Source organism: Bacteroides togonis (assembly GCF_900130135.1).
GTDB classification, from domain to species: Bacteria; Bacteroidota; Bacteroidia; order Bacteroidales; family Bacteroidaceae; genus Bacteroides; species Bacteroides pullorum.
Map to the genome: position 1 here is coordinate 3,129,788 of NZ_LT670820.1, position 17,558 is coordinate 3,147,345.

Sequence of the window (17,558 nt, forward strand, 5' to 3'; positions counted from 1 at the left end):
TATTTTTGTTTCCTGTAAAATCTTGTAATACTATTATTTCGTTATGAAAACCTTATTATCTATCATTCTCTTGTTGGGAACGTTGGGCTGTTTCGCTCAGACAACAGCTTTGAAGGGTTTCGCCTATGGTCAGGCCGAGGCACCGACAGGCAAGGAGTGGGAAGCTCCCGAGGAGTTGGCGCTGAACAAGGAACAGCCGCGGGCGTGGTTCTTTACGTTTGCCGACGTGGAAAGTGCACGGCGTGTCCTGCCCGAGCACAGCAGTTATTATCAGTCGTTGAATGGTGACTGGAAGTTCCATTGGGTGGGTAACCCCGAGGAACGTCCAATCGATTTTTATAAACCCGAATTTGATGTAACGGGATGGGACGATGTGACCGTGCCGATGCAATGGAATGTGGTGGGTATCCAGAAGGATGGCAGTCTGAAGTACGGAGTGCCCATCTATGCCAACCAGCCGGTCATCTTCCAACATAAGGTGGCCGTGGGCGACTGGAAGGGGGGCGTGATGCGTACGCCGCCTACGGATTGGGTGACCTACAAACACCGCAACGAGGTAGGTTCCTACCGCCGTTTGTTCACTATCCCTGCCGGTTGGGAAGGACGCGAGGTGTACATCAACTTCGACGGTGTTTCGTCTTTCTTCTACCTTTGGATCAACGGGCATTACGTGGGGTTCTCGAAGAACTCGCGCAATACGGCTTCGTTCGACATCACGCCTTATCTGAACGAGAAGGGAGACAACATGGTGGCGGTCGAGGTCTATCGTAATTCGGACGGTTCTTTCCTCGAGGCGCAGGATATGTTCCGTCTGCCGGGTATCTTCCGTACCGTTTCGCTGACATCGACGTCGCAGGTACAGGTGCGCGACTTTCGCGTCTTCCCCGACTTGGATGCCAACTATGAGGACGGCACCCTTCGTGTTGAGGCCGACCTCCGTAACCTGAGCAAGAAGACGGTAAAAGGATATACACTGACCTATTCGCTCTACGCCAACAAGCTTTATTCGGATGACAATGAGCTGGTGGAAGGCGTAGGCGGCACATTTAAGCTGGACGAAATGGAGAAGGGTGGCAAGCTCTGTTCGAAGACGGAGATAGCCGTACCCAGTCCGCGCAAGTGGTCGGCCGAGGCGCCCTATCGTTATGTATTGGTGGGCCAGCTGAAGGATAAGAAAGGCCGTGTCGTAGAGACGTTCTCTACCGCTCTGGGCTTCTGCAAGGTCGAAATCAAGGATACGCCTGCCAGCGAAGACGAGTTCGGACTGGCTGGACGCTACTACTACGTGAACGGCAAGACGGTGAAGCTGAAAGGTGTCAACCGTCAGGAAATCAATCCGGCTACAGGCAACGCTATAACGGTGAAGCAGATGGAAGAGGAAATCATGCTGATGAAGCGTGGCAACATCAACCACGTGCGCAACTCGCACTACTCCTGCGATCCGCACTGGTACTACCTCTGCGACAAGTATGGCATCTATCTGGAGGATGAGGCCAACATCGAAAGCCACCAGTATTATTACGGTGATGCCTCTCTGTCGCATGTGCCCGAATTTGAGGCGGCCCACGTGGCACGCGTCATGGAGCTGGCACATGCACACGTCAACCATCCGTCGGTAGTCATCTGGTCGCTGGGCAACGAGGCCGGGCCGGGCAAGAACTTTGTGACGGCCTACAATGCCCTCCATCAGTTCGATCCCTCGCGCCCCGTTCAGTACGAGCGCAACAACGACATCGTGGACATGGGTTCCAACCAGTATCCGTCCATCGCGTGGATGCGTGGTGCCGTGACAGGCAAGTACGACATCAAGTACCCCTTCCACGTATCCGAATACGCCCACTCGATGGGTAACGCCGTGGGCAATCTCATCGACTACTGGGAAGCTATCGAGTCGACCAACTTTTTCTGCGGAGCCGCCATCTGGGACTGGGTGGACCAGGCACTCTACAACTACGACCCGAAGACAGGCGACCGCTATCTGGCCTACGGAGGCGACTTCGGAGACAAGCCCAACAGCGGTATGTTCTGTATGAACGGTATCCTCTTCCCTGGGCATCAGCCCAAACCTCAGTACTACGAAGTGAAGAAGGTTTATCAGAACGTGGGCGTCAAGGCGGTGGACATGACGAAGGGACAGATTGAAGTCTTCAACAAGCGTTACTTTGAGCCGCTGACCGATGTCTATATGGTATGGTCGTTGTGGAAGGATGGGAAGAAGATTGAGGAAAGCACTGCTTTCAAGGGTCCGCGCAGCATCCTCGGCCCGCGCGAGAAGGTGGCCTACACCCTGCCTTACGACTACAGCAAGCTGGCTCCCGAAAGCGAATACTTCGTGAAAGTACAGTTCCTGCTGGCTCAGGATATGCCTTGGGCCAAGAAGGGTTTCGTGCAGATGGAAGAACAGCTGCCCGTGAAGGCTGCCGGCGAGAAGCCTGCTCTAGCCTCTGTGATGGCTTCGATGGAACGTCCGTCGGTAGAGGAAGCTGAAGACTTCACCACTGTATCGGGCAACGGCTTCACGCTGAAGTTTGACAATCGCGAAGGTACCATCTATAGTATGGAATACAACGGTCGCAAGGTCATCCTTGACGGCAAGGGACCGAAGCTTGATGCCCTTCGCGCCCCGGTGGACAACGACAACTGGGCCCGCGACCGCTGGTTTGAGAAAGGCTTGCACAACCTGAAGCATAAAGTCTTGAACTATGCGTGGGTTAATGCCAAGCAAAAGGGTGACAATACGGTTCAGCTGATGTACACCGTCGAGTCGCAGGCACCGAACGCTGCTGTACTCGAAGGAGGTAACTCCGGCCGTAACTCCATAAAGGAACTGACTGACCGTCCCTTCGGTCCGAACGACTTCAAGTTCGTTACCAACCAGATATGGACTGTCTATCCCGACGGTTCGGTAGAGCTCCAGTCGAGCATCACGTCGAACGACCCGTCGCTGGTGCTGGCCCGTCTGGGTTATGTGATGGAACTCCCCGCCGAACTTCAGCAATACACGTGGTACGGCCGTGGTCCGTGGAACAACTATAATGATCGTCTGACGGGTTCGTTCATCGAGCAGCATCAGAGTCTGGTGAAAGATCTCTTCGTAAACTTCCCCAAACCGCAGAGCATGGGCAACCGCGAGGACGTCCGCTGGTGTGCCCTGACCGATGCCAAGGGCGATGGTGTGGAGTTTGTGGCAGGTACCCGCATGTCGGCTTCCGCCCTACCTTGGTCGGCTTTGGAGATGACGCTGGCCTCGCACCCATACCAATTGCCTAAATCTACGGGTACTCACCTGCATATCGACTTGGGTGTGACCGGCTTGGGTGGTAATAGCTGTGGACAGGGCGGCCCGTTGGAACCCGACCGCATGAAGGCCGGTGACCACAACATGAGTTTCATTATTCGCCCTGTGCGTCAGGCTGATTTTACTAAGACAGCTTGTGTTTCGACATCCGGTGAAATGCCATTGTCTATCTCGCGTAGTCGTAATGGAGAAGTGACTATCAGCACTCAAAAGAAGAATGCAGAGATTCTTTATACCCTGAACGGCAAGAAGAAGGAATATCTCTATATTGAACCCTTTAACCTGCGCGAAGGTGGTGTAGTAACAGCTCGTTATAAAGATAATAAAGCTGTATCCGTAACGATGAAGTTTGAAAAACAGGAAAGTGTTCCGATGACTGTAGTGTATGCATCGAGTGAAGAGACTGGCGAAGGAGCTGCTGCTCACCTGGTAGATGGTAATCCGAGTACGACGTGGCATACGATGTATTCCGTGACCGTGGCCAAGTATCCCCACTGGGTGGACTTCGATGCAGGTGAAGTGAAGACTATCAAGGGCTTTGTTTATCTGCCTCGTCAGGATGGTGGAAGCAACGGTAATATTAAGGACTATAGCTTGCATACAAGTATGGATGGCAAGGCATGGACTGAAGTTACGAAGGGGACCTTTGGTAAAGGTAAACTGGAACAGCGTGTGATGCTGGACAAACCTGTACGTGCCCGTTATATCCGTTTCACGGGGCTTAGCTCGCAGAACGGAGCTGATTTTGCTGGCGGAGCTGAATTTTCGGTAATTGCAGACTAGTTCTGTGGTTGAATCAATGGAAGAGCCACTCTCTGTATAAGAATATACGGAGTGTGGCTTTTATTTTGTGTTAAGCTAATATCCAGGATGATTTTAGTAGAAGGATCGTTTGACATATTCCCAAAGTTATTCCATCTTTACCCATCAGGGCGCGAAGCTTCAATAAGGCTCGATTGGTCAGATTCATGGAAGACTGTTCGTTAATGTCCATTATAATTGCTATCTCTTTGTGTGAGAGTTCCTTGACATATCGTAGATAGAGCGCAGTCTTCTGGTGGGGAGGAAGTTGCGCAATAGCTTTTAACAGATGTTGTGCTAAAGCAAAGTCATAATCGTTTTGTGGAAACATCTGTTCAAAGAGATCTTCGTCAGTAGGTATCTCAAACAAAGATGCGTCCAGCAAATCTCTTTCCCGTTCCTGTCCGATGAGTTTGTTGAGCAAGTTGTTTTTCATAGCCTTTAGTAGATAAGCTCGTACGGTGATGCCATTAATGCAGACGCGTTTGTTTCGGTAAAGGTGGACGAACAGGTCATGGATACAATCCTTTATCAACTCTCGGTCAGAAGTACATTTCAAGCCATAATTCAATAACAAGAGATAATACCGTTGGTAAATTATCTCCAGTGCCTTGCGGTTACCCTCTGTCAGAAGGTTCCACAAGGTAGTTTCGTCTGCCTGTTCAATGCTAGTTATGTCTTTCATGTTTTTGTATCCCTTCTGCAAATAAAGACATTTTTTATATTTCTTCCAAGGTTGAGGTGAAATATTGCGTCTATCGAGGGGCTTTTCTATTATTTTTCATTTTCCTGAAAAAAAAGTTTCGGATAAGTGAGTAGGTTTTCTTTTTGAATCCATTGTAGATACAAAGGCCTGATTTATGAAATATGAAATAAGTGACATAAAGCGAGTTTTACTCCGGTTGGTTTCTTACTTCCGGTCTCAAGAAGATACTTCTTCGCAGCAAGAAATGGATGATTTATGGCGTCGGATTGATCACAGCATTGATTCCCGTCAGCGTAAGCACCGGATTGTTTGGTGGAGTAGTATATCAGCGGCTGCGTTGCTGGCAGGATGTATTTGGTTGGGTGCAGAATATTATATGGGGCAACAACCTGATTTATCAGTTGTAGCAGCTCGTTTGCTTGAAGAGTCGGTAGAAACTGATGAAATTCAGCTGATTGTAGCGCCGGAAAAAACTCTTCATGTAAAGGATGGAGGTACAGTAACTTACTCGCAAGATGGAAACATCCATGTGGATGAAAGCAAAGTAGAGGAAAGGGAGGCACACAATAATCCTTATGATCAGATTATTGTGCCTAAGGGACGTTTCGGACGTTTGATTTTGGCTGATGGTTCAGAGCTATATATTAATTCGGGTACCAAGGTCGTTTATCCTAAGCGATTTGAAAAGAATCGGCGTGAAATATTTGTAGATGGTGAAATTTACATTGATGTGAAGCGTGATGAGAAAGCGCCGTTTATAGTGAAGACAGCTAGGTTCGATGTCGAGGTTCTTGGAACGGCTTTCGATGTCAAAGCCTATAGCGAGGAGCATACTTGTGGTGAAATTGTTTTGCTCCGTGGATTGGTGAACGTGAAAAGTACGTCGGGGTCTGAGGCTATGTTAACTCCCGATAATAAGGCTCTTGTTCCCTCTCAAGGAACAATACGTACAATGGCTGTAGATGCGGCTGACTATATCCTTTGGACAAAAGGGATTTTACCGCTCAACAATGGCACTGTAGGGGATATTATAGATGATTTAGGACGATATTACGATGTGAAGATTATTTGTGGTGAGGATATTAGACAAATAAGAATTACTGGGAAAATCGATTTGCAGCGTGGGGTTGAAGAAGCTCTTCGAAACTTGTCGCTTACAGGTGGGTTTGTTTATTCAAAGCAGGCTGGAACTTATATCCTTAATCTTTCAGATGAAAACTAACCATGAAAATGAGAGAGCAATTATAATGTCTAACTTTAAAATAAAGCCTATGAGTACATAACTTTACATGTCAATCAAGAAAAGTCCGAACAATACTGCGAATATTGTCCGGACCCGTGAAAAACACCTAATGTTGGTATTTAAATCAAGTTTACAAATTTATGAAAAAAGAAATGAAAAACGCAACCATGATGCCTCGGTTAACGAAATTTATGTTTGTTGTGGGATTTTTGTTGACTACAATCATGAGTTATGCCAATAATTTGGCGTATGCACAAAATCAGACTTTTACATTCCATTTAAAGAACGTATCCATTAAGACCGTTCTACAAACCATTGAAAAACAGAGTGAGTTTATTTTTATGTATCGTTCCGATCTGCTGGATACTTCTAAAAAAGTATCAGTAGATGCTGACAAGAAAAGTGTTTCCCAGATTTTAGATCAGATTTTAGAAGGAACTGCTGTTACGTATGAGATTAATGACAGACAGATTGTTTTGAAGAAAGCAGAGAAACCAATTGCCGCTCCTCAACAATCTTCAGCCAAGACTATTTCTGGACTTGTGACAGATGGTGACGGTAACCCTGTCATTGGGGCAACTGTTAAAGTAAAGGATACTACTACAGGAGTGATTACAGATATTGATGGACGTTACTCTATCAAAGCAAATATTGGTCAGATATTGGTATTTAGCTATATTGGATTCAATACAGAAGAACGTACAATAAAATCTGAAACTTCAATTAATGTAAGAATGATGGAAGCTTCGGTTGGCTTGGAAGATGTGGTGATTATCGGTTATGGTCAACAGAAAAAGGAAAGTGTTGTATCTTCCTTGAATACGATTGGCCCAGCTGAATTGAATGTGAAACAACGAAACTTGCGTAATACATTAGCAGGACAAATTGCCGGTGTTATTGCCGTTCAGCGTAGTGGTGAACCTGGGAATGATGCAGCAGCATTTTATATTCGTGGACAAAGTTCGTATGCCGGTGGCACCAATCCTTTGGTTCTGGTAGATGGTGTTCCAAGAAGCATGGATGACATTGATGTGGACGAAATAGAGAGCTTTACAGTACTGAAAGATGCAGCTGCAACTGCAGTCTACGGTGCGGAGGGTGCTAATGGTGTTGTTTTGATTACTTCCAAGCGAGGTAAAGTACAAAAAACACAGGTGAATGTAAGTGCACAATATAGTATTGTTACTCCTACTCGTATGCCACAAACCTTGAATGCCTATGACTATCTTTCGTTGTATAACGAGGCGATTTGGAACGATAAGGGAAATCCTACCTTGGAAGGTTATACTCCTTATTATTCTCAAGAAGTGCTGGACAAATATAGAACGGGTGTGGATCTAGATCTCTATCCTTCTGTTAATTGGTATGATTTGTTACAAGAACATACACAAAGTCAACGCTATACCATTAATTTCCGTGGTGGTTCAGACAAAGTACGATTCTTTGCTTCTGGTGCTTATTATTCGGAGGATGGTATTTTCAAGTCCAATCCGACAGAGAAATATAATGCCAATATCGGATTGCAACGCTTTAATCTTCGTTCGAATGTAGATATGGATCTAACAAAGACGACTCAGTTGTCTATTGATATGAGCGGTCAGTATTTGAGAAAAAATCAGCCTGGGTTCTCTTCAGATCAAATATTTGATTGTATAAGTCATTTTCCAGTACATGTTATACCGATGTATTATTCAGATGGAAGTGCTTCAGATCACGGATCGCCAGGTTATGGTACAGATGATCAACCTTATAATATGTTGAACAATAGTGGTTATAGCAAGACTTGGAGCGCATTTTTGCAAACCAAGGTTACCTTAAGGCAAAAACTGGATTTTATTACACCGGGATTGTCAGTGAAAGGTTCTGTCAGTTTTGATGCTGATTTTTTCTCAACAATGATGAGGGATAAGACTCCAGAGACATATTATGCTTTGGGAAGAAATGATGACGGAACGCTTAATAAAAAAATGATGAAGGATGGTTCTGCATTGTCTAATCCTTGGATAGATGATACGGATGGCACTAAGAAAATCTATATGGAAGCGTCGTTGGATTACAGCCGTGAGTTCAACAAAGTGCACGATGTGACGGGAATTTTATTGTACATGCAAAAAGAAACTCAGTACCAGAATAAAGGAGGATTACAACTTTTACCTTACCGTAAGCAGAGTGTGGTTGCACGTGCTACTTATGGTTATGACAACCGTTACATGTTTGAAGTAAGTATGGGTATGACTGGAAGTGAAAATTTTTATCAAGGTCATCGATGGGGTATTTTCCCTGCTGTTGGTGCGGCTTGGTTTATAAGTCATGAGAAGTTTATGCATGGTATGGAAGATTATATTAGTAAATTAAAACTGAGAATTTCTTATGGCATTACAGGCAATGATGACATAGGAGGTTCGACAAGGTTTCCTTATAGAGAAGAAATAAAGACTGATGCTCCTGGGTATAGTTTGGGGCTAACACCTGGTGCTGGTGGAGGTGAAAGTAATTCACCAGGAGGAGGTGTTGTTGAAGGAGGATTTGCAATGCCTAATCTGTCTTGGGAAATAGAAAAAAAGTTTAATGTAGGTATTGATTTGGGATTGTTCCGAGGTAGAGTTGACTTTAGTGCAGATTATTTCTTTAATCGTCGAAGTGATATCTTGTTGCAAAGAAGAACTGTATCTAATGTAACAGGATTTCGCGTTATGCCTTATCAGAATTTTGGTATTGTGAATAATCAGGGAATTGATGCAAATTTGATTTTAAAGCAGAGAATTGGAAATGTTGATTTGTCGGCTCGCGGTAATATTACATTTGCAAGAAACGAAATTATTGAATATGATGAGGTTCCTCAGAAATATGATTATCAGAATTATACAGGGAACTCTATTGGCGATGAAAAATTGTATATCGCTGAAGGTCTTTATACACCGGATGATTTTGATGTAACTACGGCTGCTGACGGTTCTCAAAGTTATAAGTTGAAGTCAGGTCTACCTGTACCTGCCGCAAATGTTGCACCAGGTGACATTAAATACAAAGATGTGAATAGTGATGGTGTGATAGACCAGTACGACCTTACATACGACCATGGCCTTTATGGTGCTATTCCAGAAATTGTTTACGGTTTTGGTTTGAATGCTGAGTGGAAGGGTTTCTTTGTGGGTGTATTCTTCCAAGGTACCGCTCATAGTTCGGCTAATTTGATGGCCAATTCTTCAAATATGATGCCTTTTGTGAAAGGAGTAGATGGAGCGTCTGCACGGTTGGAGGCACTTAATTGTTGGTCTGCTGTAGAGCCTTATAATCAGAATGTATTATATCCTCGTTTACGTAGTGGAGCTTTTGATCATAATATGTTTGAAAGTACGTGGTGGTATCGTAATGCAGGCTTTCTTCGTTTGAAGAATATTGAGGTTGGATATGAATTCAATGAAAAAGTATTGCGTACTCTAAAAATGAAGAATTTGAGGATTTATTTACAGGGTAATAATATCGCTGTATGGGATCATGTCAAACTTTGGGACCCGGAATTGGGTAGTGCCAATTCGGGTGCTAAATATCCGCTTTGTAGTAATTATACAATTGGACTTGAAGTTGCATTCTAAATTATATATAGATATGAAATTCTTAAATAAGATAAAAGCTGCTACTGCAGTTTGTGTATTGACTTTTACTTTAGCTGGATGTAGTGATTATTTGGATGTATCAGATGAAATAGCAGAAAGTCTGACCCTAGATGAAGTCTTTAATACTCCTACTTATGCGCGCCGTTGGCATGCTAATTTATTCGGTTGTATTTCTGAATACTCTAGTATTGGGAGAAATCAATATGATGGTTTTTCTGGTGCGTGGGTTTCTATGTGTGGTGAAACTACTATTAGTTCTGGGGGGTGGACAGAGATGACTTCTGGTTTTACAGCTGCAACGGCACCTTTTCATCGTTGGGTAGCTCTTTATGAGTATATTCGCGATGCGCATATTTTTTTGGATCGAGTACAACCTTTGGGGGGCATCAATGACCAATATCAACTGACGGAAGCCGATGTAAATCGAATGAAGGCTGAAGCTAAATTCTTGATTGCTTATAGTTATTTTTCGTTGTTTGAACTTTATGGAGCAGTTCCTATTATTACTGATATTGTAGATCCTGAAGACAAGGGGCTGGATTTTGCCCGTTCTTCGGTAGATGAAGTAGTGAATTACATTGATGGACTTTTAGATGAAGTGATAGAATCTGGAGATTTACCCGAGACGCTTATCAAAGATCCTACAGCAGAAGGAAATAACAAGTACAGATTGAATGAGATTGTTCGACCTACGATAACTACTGCAAAAGCTTTGCGTGCTAAATTGTGGGTATATGCAGCTTCTCCTTTGTTTAATGGTGGTTATCCTGAAGCCTTGGAAGTGACTAATACAGATGGAAAACATTTGTTTACATCTTATGACGCGAATAAGTGGGTGATTGCGAAAGAACGTCTGGAAGATCTGTTCCAGGATACCGATCAGCATGGGCATGAACTCTTTATTGTAACCAATTCGGATGGTTCGATCAATGCAGATGAATCTTATTATCAGTTATTTCAAAACTACAATGATGAGATTCTTTGGGCCACGGGAGATAATCTTTGGAATGGAACAACAATGGAAATGAATACTAATCCAAGAGATTGTTATGCTGGTTGGGCATACTTGGGCATTTCTCAAGAATTGGTGGATGCTTATTTCATGGATAACGGTCTGACGATTGATGATCCGGGTAGTGGTTATCAGGAAAATGGATTTACGGACGTAGTGAATCCTTGTAATGAGAATAAGCGTGTGGATGCAAATGTCTTTAATATGTATTCTCATCGTGAACCTCGTTTTTATGCCAGTGTGGGGTATGAAGGGAAAAGTTGGCATATCCAACCGATTGGTAAGCCAGATTACACCCTCGGGTTTGCTAAAGGTGAAGGGTGCGATAATTCTTCAGGTGATAATCCTCGTTCAGGATATCTTCCGGTAAAATTTAAAAATCGTCAAATTCTTTTTACGGGAGATTATATAAGAAGTTGGGCCCGTCCATCTGTTCTTTTCCGCTTGGCCGATTTTTATCTTTATTATGCAGAAGTATGTAATGAAATAGCTCCCAACGATCCGAATGTTATTGTATATTTGGATAAAGTCAGAGAGCGGGCTGGTATTCCTGGTTATCGGGAACTGGCTCAGACTAATAAAAAGAATATTATAGGGAATCAAGAACTTCAGCGTAAGATGATTCAGCGTGAGCGTCAGGTTGAGTTAGCTATGGAAGGCCAACGATACTTTGATATCCGTCGTTGGATGATTTGTGGAGAAGGAGAAGATGCTGATCAAACTGTATTTCATGCAATGAATATGAACGGTTTTAAGGATAAACCAATTGGTTCTTCTGACTCTTATTTTACTCGCATTGTTCTTGAAAATAGAGCTTGGCGTCGGGCCATGTATTTATATCCAATTCCGCAAAATGAGGTTCAAAAAAGCCGTTTGTTGATACAAAATCCATTGTGGTAGTAACGATTTAATAGTTATATGTTATGTTTTTACGGCTGAGGAATGTATAATAATTTTTTGTTATATTGTAAAGAGTATAATTTGTTTTTTGATGATTTACATTATAGTGTATATACTGTTTTGTTCCTCAGCCGTAATTTAAAGTTTCGGTTTGAATATTATAAGTAATATAGAATAAATAATGGAGTTGCTGAAAATTAATGTATTAGAATCTTAATCGATATATTGTCTATTATAAATTATTGTAGTTATATGAATTTTTCTAGAATCATTCTTTTCTTCATCGTTATGGCAATCACGAATTTACATGCCCAACAAAAACACTTGAGATTTAATGCTAATGGAGAGTTTAAGATTGCCCAATTTACAGATATTCATTTTCAATATGGTAATCCTGCATCGGATATTGCTTTGGAGCGTATTAATGAAGTGTTGAATATCGAATCGCCTGATTTAGTAGTGTTGACAGGTGATGTAATTTATTCTTCACCAGCTGATAAAGGACTATGTCAAGTATTAGAATGTGTGTCGTCTCATAATGTTCCATTTGTTGTTACTTTTGGTAACCATGATGATGAGCAGGGCATGAATCGAATACAATTATATGACATAATTCGTACAATTCCTGGTAATCTTATGCCTGAACATGGTGGAACTGTTCCGATTGATTTGGCTTTAAGTGTGAAGTCTTCATGTTTGAAAGAAAAGGATGCAGCGGTTCTCTATTTTTTTGATTCTCATTCCTATTCCAGATTAGATGATGTTGAAGGATATGGTTGGTTGACTTTTAAGCAGGTCGAAAACTATCGTTGTCAGAGTTCTCATTTTACGGAAATAAATAATGGAGATCCATTACCAGCTTTGGCTTTTTTCATATCCCTCTCCCCGAATATAATCAGGCCGCTGTCTGTGAAGAGGCTGTATTGATAGGGACTCGTATGGAGAAAGCTTGTGCGCAAGGTTTGAATACGGGAATGTTTGCTGCTATGAAAGAAGCTGGTGATATTATGGGAATCTTTGTGGGACATGATCACGATAATGATTATTCGGTTATGTGGCATGGCATTCTATTGGCTTATGGGCGTTATTCAGGCGGTAATACTGTTTATAATCATTTATCAAATGGTGCACGTATTATTGTTTTGAAAGAGAATCAACGCACATTTGAGACATGGGTTGATTTGTCTGATAGGATGAAGGTGAATCATACTATTTACCCTGATAGTTATATAAAAAAATAGATTTGAGATTATCATCATGTCCTCAGAGCTTAAAATTAAAGGAATTTATTGTATGACTGGTTTCTTTGCAAGGAATTTTCATTATAGCAGAAAATATGATTGAAGACAGGAAGGCTAGGTATTGTAACAAACTTAATTGTATGAGTGATATTGGGATTATGGTTTTCCACATTCTTCATTGAGAAGGTATTGTTGTGGGATCTGTAACGGTATTAGTCTTGTAAACTTCAATCTTTTGTATATCTGTCGTGACCAGAGGATTCTGATTCATAAGATATTTGAAGGACTTGTTGAACGTGGAAATGTTCTATTGAGTGTTTTTTTAGTTTCAGGTTACATCTGATAATCAATGACAAGGGAGGATTTTCAATTTCATGTTCACTCCTAGAAACATGGATGGCCGGGAGCCGTTGAAGCAGGGTAAGTTCCTGGAGAACATTAAAGGAAAACTATGTGCAGACAAGGGATATGTTGGTTAGTCTCTGCCCGAGAACTTTTTTCTTAATGACAAATACTTGCCACTAAGGTTAAAAACAATATGGAGAACTCACTGCTGGGTATTGCTGATAAGATCCTGCTTAGAAAAGGATATTGATTGAAACGGTTAGTGATGAGTTGAAAAACATTGTACAGAAAGAATATTCTAGATACCGTTCCTTCAGTTTATTGCCAATTCATTATCTGCTATCACAACATATTGTTTTTTGATAAGAAAGCGGCCATTGATATGAAGTTTATTAATGAGGGGTAATTATCTATTTTCTGATTTATATTTCGAACCTACATTGAATATTATGATTTATCTTATCTCTCTTTGTTTTGCTCATTTATTGGGAATATCCGTAGATTGTATACAGAATATCCGTAATCCTATTATCTCGGGATTTCATCCAGATCCCTGTATTGTTCGTGTACAGGATGATTACTATATTGTGAATTCTACCTTTGAGTGGTTTCCTGGAATTCCAATATTTCATTCCAAAAATCTGGTTGACTGGCAGCAAATAGGGAATGTTCTGACCCGTAAGAGCCAACTGGACTTGACGGGTATACCCGACTCGGAAGGAGTTTATGCTCCATCCATTACGTGGTATAGAGGATTGTTTTATGTTACTTATACGGTAGTACACCCTGGTCTACAATGGAGTAGTAAAGGATATCCGAACTATATTGTGACTGCAGAAAATCCGGCTGGACCATGGTCGGATCCGGTTTATATCAATTCTTTGGGTTTCGATCCTTCTTTATTCATTGACGATGATGGCAGGGGATATGTCGTTGTACGTATCTTTGATTATCGCAAAGGTAGAGAAATGTCCCCTGGAATTGGGATTCATGAGATTGATATGGAGACTTTGAAGCCTAAAGGAGCTCCTAGATTTATTTATTCCGGTTGGGGAAAGCGATCGGCAGAGGGACCTAAAATCTTGAAAAAGGATGGATATTATTATTTGTTTACGGCAGAAGGGGGAACTGGTTACGGGCATTACGAAGCTGTTGCCCGTGCAAAGAATATTTATGGTCCTTATGAACGTGCTCCACATATTTTCTATACTTCGCGAAATACCCCTTCACATCCGATACAAAAAGCTGGGCATGGCACTGTATTCTCTACTCCTACGGGGGAATGGTATACCACTCATTTAGGCTCACGACCGTTGGGGCAACGGGGAAACTGTCCCCTTGGTCGTGAAACATTTCTTCAAAAGGTAGAGTGGAAGGATGGATGGCCTCGGTTGGCGGATAACGTTTCATTGCCTGCAGAAAAGGTTTCAGTTGTAGGCCAACAATCACAGGCGTCTGTAAATGCAGTGCATAATGTCAAGGATGATTTTAATTGTTCGGAATTACATTGTAAATACATTACCTTAAGAGAGGAATTTAGTAGTGACTGGATTCGTTTGAAGGATGGGTTGCTGAGATTGAAAGGCCGTGAAGCATTGGGCGGATTATACCGGCAGAGTATACTGGCTCAACGTATCACATCGTACAAACAGAATTTTGAAACCCGTTTGTCATTTAGTCCTGAAGACTTCCGCCAAAGTGCGGGTCTTTGTTGCTATTATAATTCCAGACATTTTTATGCCTTAGGGTTGACTTATGATGAGAGTCGGGGAACTGTGTTAGAATTGGTGGGGGCAGATAAGGTCTATCAGGAATATTTGCCGGAACGTATTCCTGTCCAGGCAACAGATGTGGGAATGAGGGTGGAAATCAATATGGACAAATTACAGTTCTATTATTCTTTATCCGAAGGAGTATGGAAGACCATTGGCCCCTCGCTTGATTTTAGCAAATTGTCGGATGATTATGTTGCGGGTTTTACTGGGGCAGTGGTGGGACTATTTGCTCAGGATATGATGTATGAATCGGAGTGGGCAACATTTGATTATTTTAAGGTAGATGGAGTTGATGGTCATTAAAAATTCTTTAATTTAATTGTATATGATATGAAACATGTATTATTTTTGCTGTTAGTTACTGCTTGTCTAAGTGGTTGCAGTTTATTTGGACAAAAAAATGAAGGGCATCGCTCTTTTCGTGGTATTTGCGTAGACGATGTAAACGGAACTGATGGTTTGTATAATCCGGAACGTGGTTTTCGTTTGGAAGTGGCTCTTGATGTTGCCAATAAGAATTATTTGTGGAATCCTGCGGCTTTTCCAGATATAACTTCTTATCTTGAGCAGGAATCGAAGAATTATGCGTCAGACAGTGTTTCGTTAGTACAGACTTATTTTTATCTGACCGATTTGGTTGGCAAGGATTTGTCTGCTGAGGTTTTTAAAACAATGGATGTTTTCTTCAATAAATTACGCGAATTGGGCAAGAAGGCCGTTTTGCGTTTTGCGTATGAGACAGCTTTTATGGGGCGTGCATCTAAAGGACCGACGGAAACGGATGTGCTTCGTCATGCCCAACAATTAAAACCTTTTTTGGAAACAAACAAAGATGTTATACAGGTTGTACAAGCTGGAATGATTGGAGCTTGGGGAGAGTGGCATAGCTCGGTTCATGGTTTGGAAGGTTCTGACTTGACGAAGCAAAATATATTAAAAGCTGTGTGCAATATGACTCCTCAAGGCCGTTACATTCAAGTACGTGTTCCTGGATATAAGAATCTGTTGAAAGAAAATATAGAGTTATATAATCGCTTGTCGTTTCATGATGATTTCATTGTCATCAAAAAACATCAATGGGATGGTGGGATGTCTGAGGGGACCAAGGCTTATAATCAAATTTTGGCTGAATCTCCCTTTTTACCGGTAGATGGTGAATTGCCTTGGGGTAGTTGGAGTATGAATGAAGACCCTGATAGTCCGGAAGCGGGTTGGATAATTGATGGCCTTCAAACTGCTCGCCGGTTATTTCTGCAACATTATACTTCTTTGAGTGTCATCCATAATTATAAGGAAAAAGGTACAAAAGATAAATATTCAATGATGTATTGGAAAGAGACACCGATTACAGAAGAATTCTTATCACAGAATAAAATGCCTGTATCCAATGGCTATTTCCAGAAGAAAGATGGAACAAAGGTCGAAAGAAATGCATTTGAATACATTCGGGATCATTTGGGGTATCGTATTGAACTTCAGGAGATGAATTTTCCCCTGACCTTGAGCCGGACGGTAGAGAATGACATTGAGATATCTCTTATCAATAGAGGTTTTTCTACATTATTTAATGAACATCCTGTGTACCTGGTACTGATTAATAAGCAGAATGAAGTTTGTTCTTCTTTCTTGACTAATGTTGATGTGAATGATTGGCAGCCTTACTTACCAACCGATAGTACTTGTACTCCTTTGATTCATAAGATTACGGCGAAATGGAAGTTAGATACTCGTTTACCTTCTGGGGATTATAAGATAGGTTTGTGGATACCAGATGGTTCGGAAAAATTAATGTTGAATGCGAGATATGCTTTGCGTTGTGCCAATGGAGACATTGAGTGGTGGGTTTCACCAGATAGTAAGTATGGGGTAAATATTTTGACTTCTGTAAAGGTTGGTGAATAGGCATTGTATCAGTTAAATACACGACTCTCCTAACCTTTAATCAATCTCTTAAAACGTAATTTGGCTTTACCGCCATGTCTTCTTCTCTCAGCAGGGCTGGTATCAAGGTAAAGATTGCATCAGGAACGTACTGCCCTTCAGTGTGAAATAGCTCTGAAGGGCAGTTTTTATCTGTCAGTTCATGCTTGTGAAACTTATGCTTTCACCATAACTCTCACGTTTAAAGCAAGATACGGTGAATGTGAAGCCGTGAAACCATTTTGGGATAAACATATCCTTATTTATGGATGTGAAAGCATCGTTTTCGGTAAAGCACTGTTTTGTTCGTAAGCATTCGAAGAAATGCACCTTTTACACTTTGAGGTTTGGTTGTAGCTTTGCGGCAGTGAATACAATCAAACCTCAATTATTATGAACAGACAAGAATTTGAAGAATTAGAATTACAGGTGCAACAAAGCGACCTGCCGTTGAAGTCGTACCTTCAACAGATAGGTGTAAGTTATTCAACCTATCATTACTGGCGTAGAAAATGTTCCGTTGACAGGAACGGTATCAAGCAAGAGTTGACTCCCATCAGTTTCAAACAGGCAGCTACGGAATCTTCCCTTGAAGAACAAGTACCTCATGGTGTTGCGCTGCTGTTTCCCAATGGACTTCGTGCCCACTTCGGGAGCGGTTCTGAAGATTTGCTGAAGTAAATATTTACCCAAAGTCTTC

At 42.1% G+C, this 17,558-nt stretch carries 8 protein-coding genes and 2 pseudogenes; 9 read left to right on the forward strand and 1 reads right to left on the reverse strand.

The annotated features are described in order from the left end of the window. Nucleotides 1-43 precede the first annotated feature (43 nt). Nucleotides 44-4,081 carry a glycoside hydrolase family 2 TIM barrel-domain containing protein gene (locus BQ8005_RS13180; RefSeq protein WP_075318385.1) on the forward strand — a complete coding sequence of 1,346 codons (4,038 nt, stop codon included), beginning with the start codon at nucleotides 44-46 and terminating at the stop codon, nucleotides 4,079-4,081. Nucleotides 4,082-4,151: 70 nt separating this feature from the next. Here BQ8005_RS13180 and BQ8005_RS13185 read toward each other — a convergent pair whose 3' ends face one another. Further along, nucleotides 4,152-4,784, reverse strand: a complete 633-nt coding sequence (locus tag BQ8005_RS13185; protein ID WP_111936079.1) for an RNA polymerase sigma factor — start codon at nucleotides 4,782-4,784, stop codon at nucleotides 4,152-4,154. A gap of 175 nt (nucleotides 4,785-4,959) precedes the next feature. Here BQ8005_RS13185 and BQ8005_RS13190 point away from each other — a divergent pair, with 175 nt between their 5' ends. The 8 genes and pseudogenes from BQ8005_RS13190 (at nucleotide 4,960) to tnpA (ending at nucleotide 17,539) form a co-directional block, all read left to right on the forward strand. Beyond that, entirely contained in the window at nucleotides 4,960-6,027 is a 1,068-nt protein-coding gene (locus BQ8005_RS13190) for a FecR family protein (protein WP_075318386.1), read from the forward strand. Nucleotides 6,028-6,188: 161 nt separating this feature from the next. Next, nucleotides 6,189-9,644, forward strand: coding sequence for a TonB-dependent receptor (locus tag BQ8005_RS13195; protein ID WP_234984050.1), 3,456 nt, complete (start codon nucleotides 6,189-6,191; stop codon nucleotides 9,642-9,644). A 13-nt stretch (nucleotides 9,645-9,657) separates the two neighbouring features. Then, nucleotides 9,658-11,577, forward strand: a complete 1,920-nt coding sequence (locus BQ8005_RS13200; protein ID WP_075319225.1) for a RagB/SusD family nutrient uptake outer membrane protein — start codon at nucleotides 9,658-9,660, stop codon at nucleotides 11,575-11,577. A 252-nt stretch (nucleotides 11,578-11,829) separates the two neighbouring features. Continuing rightward, nucleotides 11,830-12,818: pseudogene (locus BQ8005_RS13205) on the forward strand (metallophosphoesterase family protein). A gap of 168 nt (nucleotides 12,819-12,986) precedes the next feature. Continuing rightward, nucleotides 12,987-13,569 (forward strand): annotated as a pseudogene (locus BQ8005_RS17975) (transposase); the annotation flags it as partial. A 43-nt stretch (nucleotides 13,570-13,612) separates the two neighbouring features. Further along, entirely contained in the window at nucleotides 13,613-15,241 is a 1,629-nt protein-coding gene (locus BQ8005_RS13215) for a glycoside hydrolase family 43 protein (protein ID WP_159436258.1), read from the forward strand. Between the two features lie 27 nt (nucleotides 15,242-15,268). Further along, nucleotides 15,269-16,840 (forward strand): DUF4874 domain-containing protein, encoded by a 1,572-nt coding sequence (locus tag BQ8005_RS13220; protein WP_075318387.1) that lies wholly within the window; start codon nucleotides 15,269-15,271, stop codon nucleotides 16,838-16,840. 411 nt (nucleotides 16,841-17,251) lie between these two features. After that, nucleotides 17,252-17,539: an IS66 family insertion sequence element accessory protein TnpA gene (tnpA, locus tag BQ8005_RS13225; protein WP_075318388.1), complete on the forward strand. Its 288-nt coding sequence runs from the start codon at nucleotides 17,252-17,254 to the stop codon at nucleotides 17,537-17,539. Nucleotides 17,540-17,558: the final 19 nt, after the last annotated feature.

Bases quoted from the DNA above. Each gene is read 5' to 3' on its own strand.
- BQ8005_RS13200 (WP_075319225.1), top strand. From the start codon at position 9,658: ATGAAATTCTTAAATAAGATAAAAGCTGCTACTGCAGTTTGTGTATTG.
- BQ8005_RS13180 (WP_075318385.1), top strand. From the start codon at position 44: ATGAAAACCTTATTATCTATCATTCTCTTGTTGGGAACGTTGGGCTGT.
- BQ8005_RS13215 (WP_159436258.1), top strand. From the start codon at position 13,613: ATGATTTATCTTATCTCTCTTTGTTTTGCTCATTTATTGGGAATATCC.
- tnpA (WP_075318388.1), top strand. From the start codon at position 17,252: ATGAACAGACAAGAATTTGAAGAATTAGAATTACAGGTGCAACAAAGC.
- BQ8005_RS13190 (WP_075318386.1), top strand. From the start codon at position 4,960: ATGAAATATGAAATAAGTGACATAAAGCGAGTTTTACTCCGGTTGGTT.
- BQ8005_RS13220 (WP_075318387.1), top strand. From the start codon at position 15,269: ATGAAACATGTATTATTTTTGCTGTTAGTTACTGCTTGTCTAAGTGGT.
- BQ8005_RS13195 (WP_234984050.1), top strand. From the start codon at position 6,189: ATGAAAAAAGAAATGAAAAACGCAACCATGATGCCTCGGTTAACGAAA.
- BQ8005_RS13185 (WP_111936079.1), bottom strand. From the start codon at position 4,784: ATGAAAGACATAACTAGCATTGAACAGGCAGACGAAACTACCTTGTGG.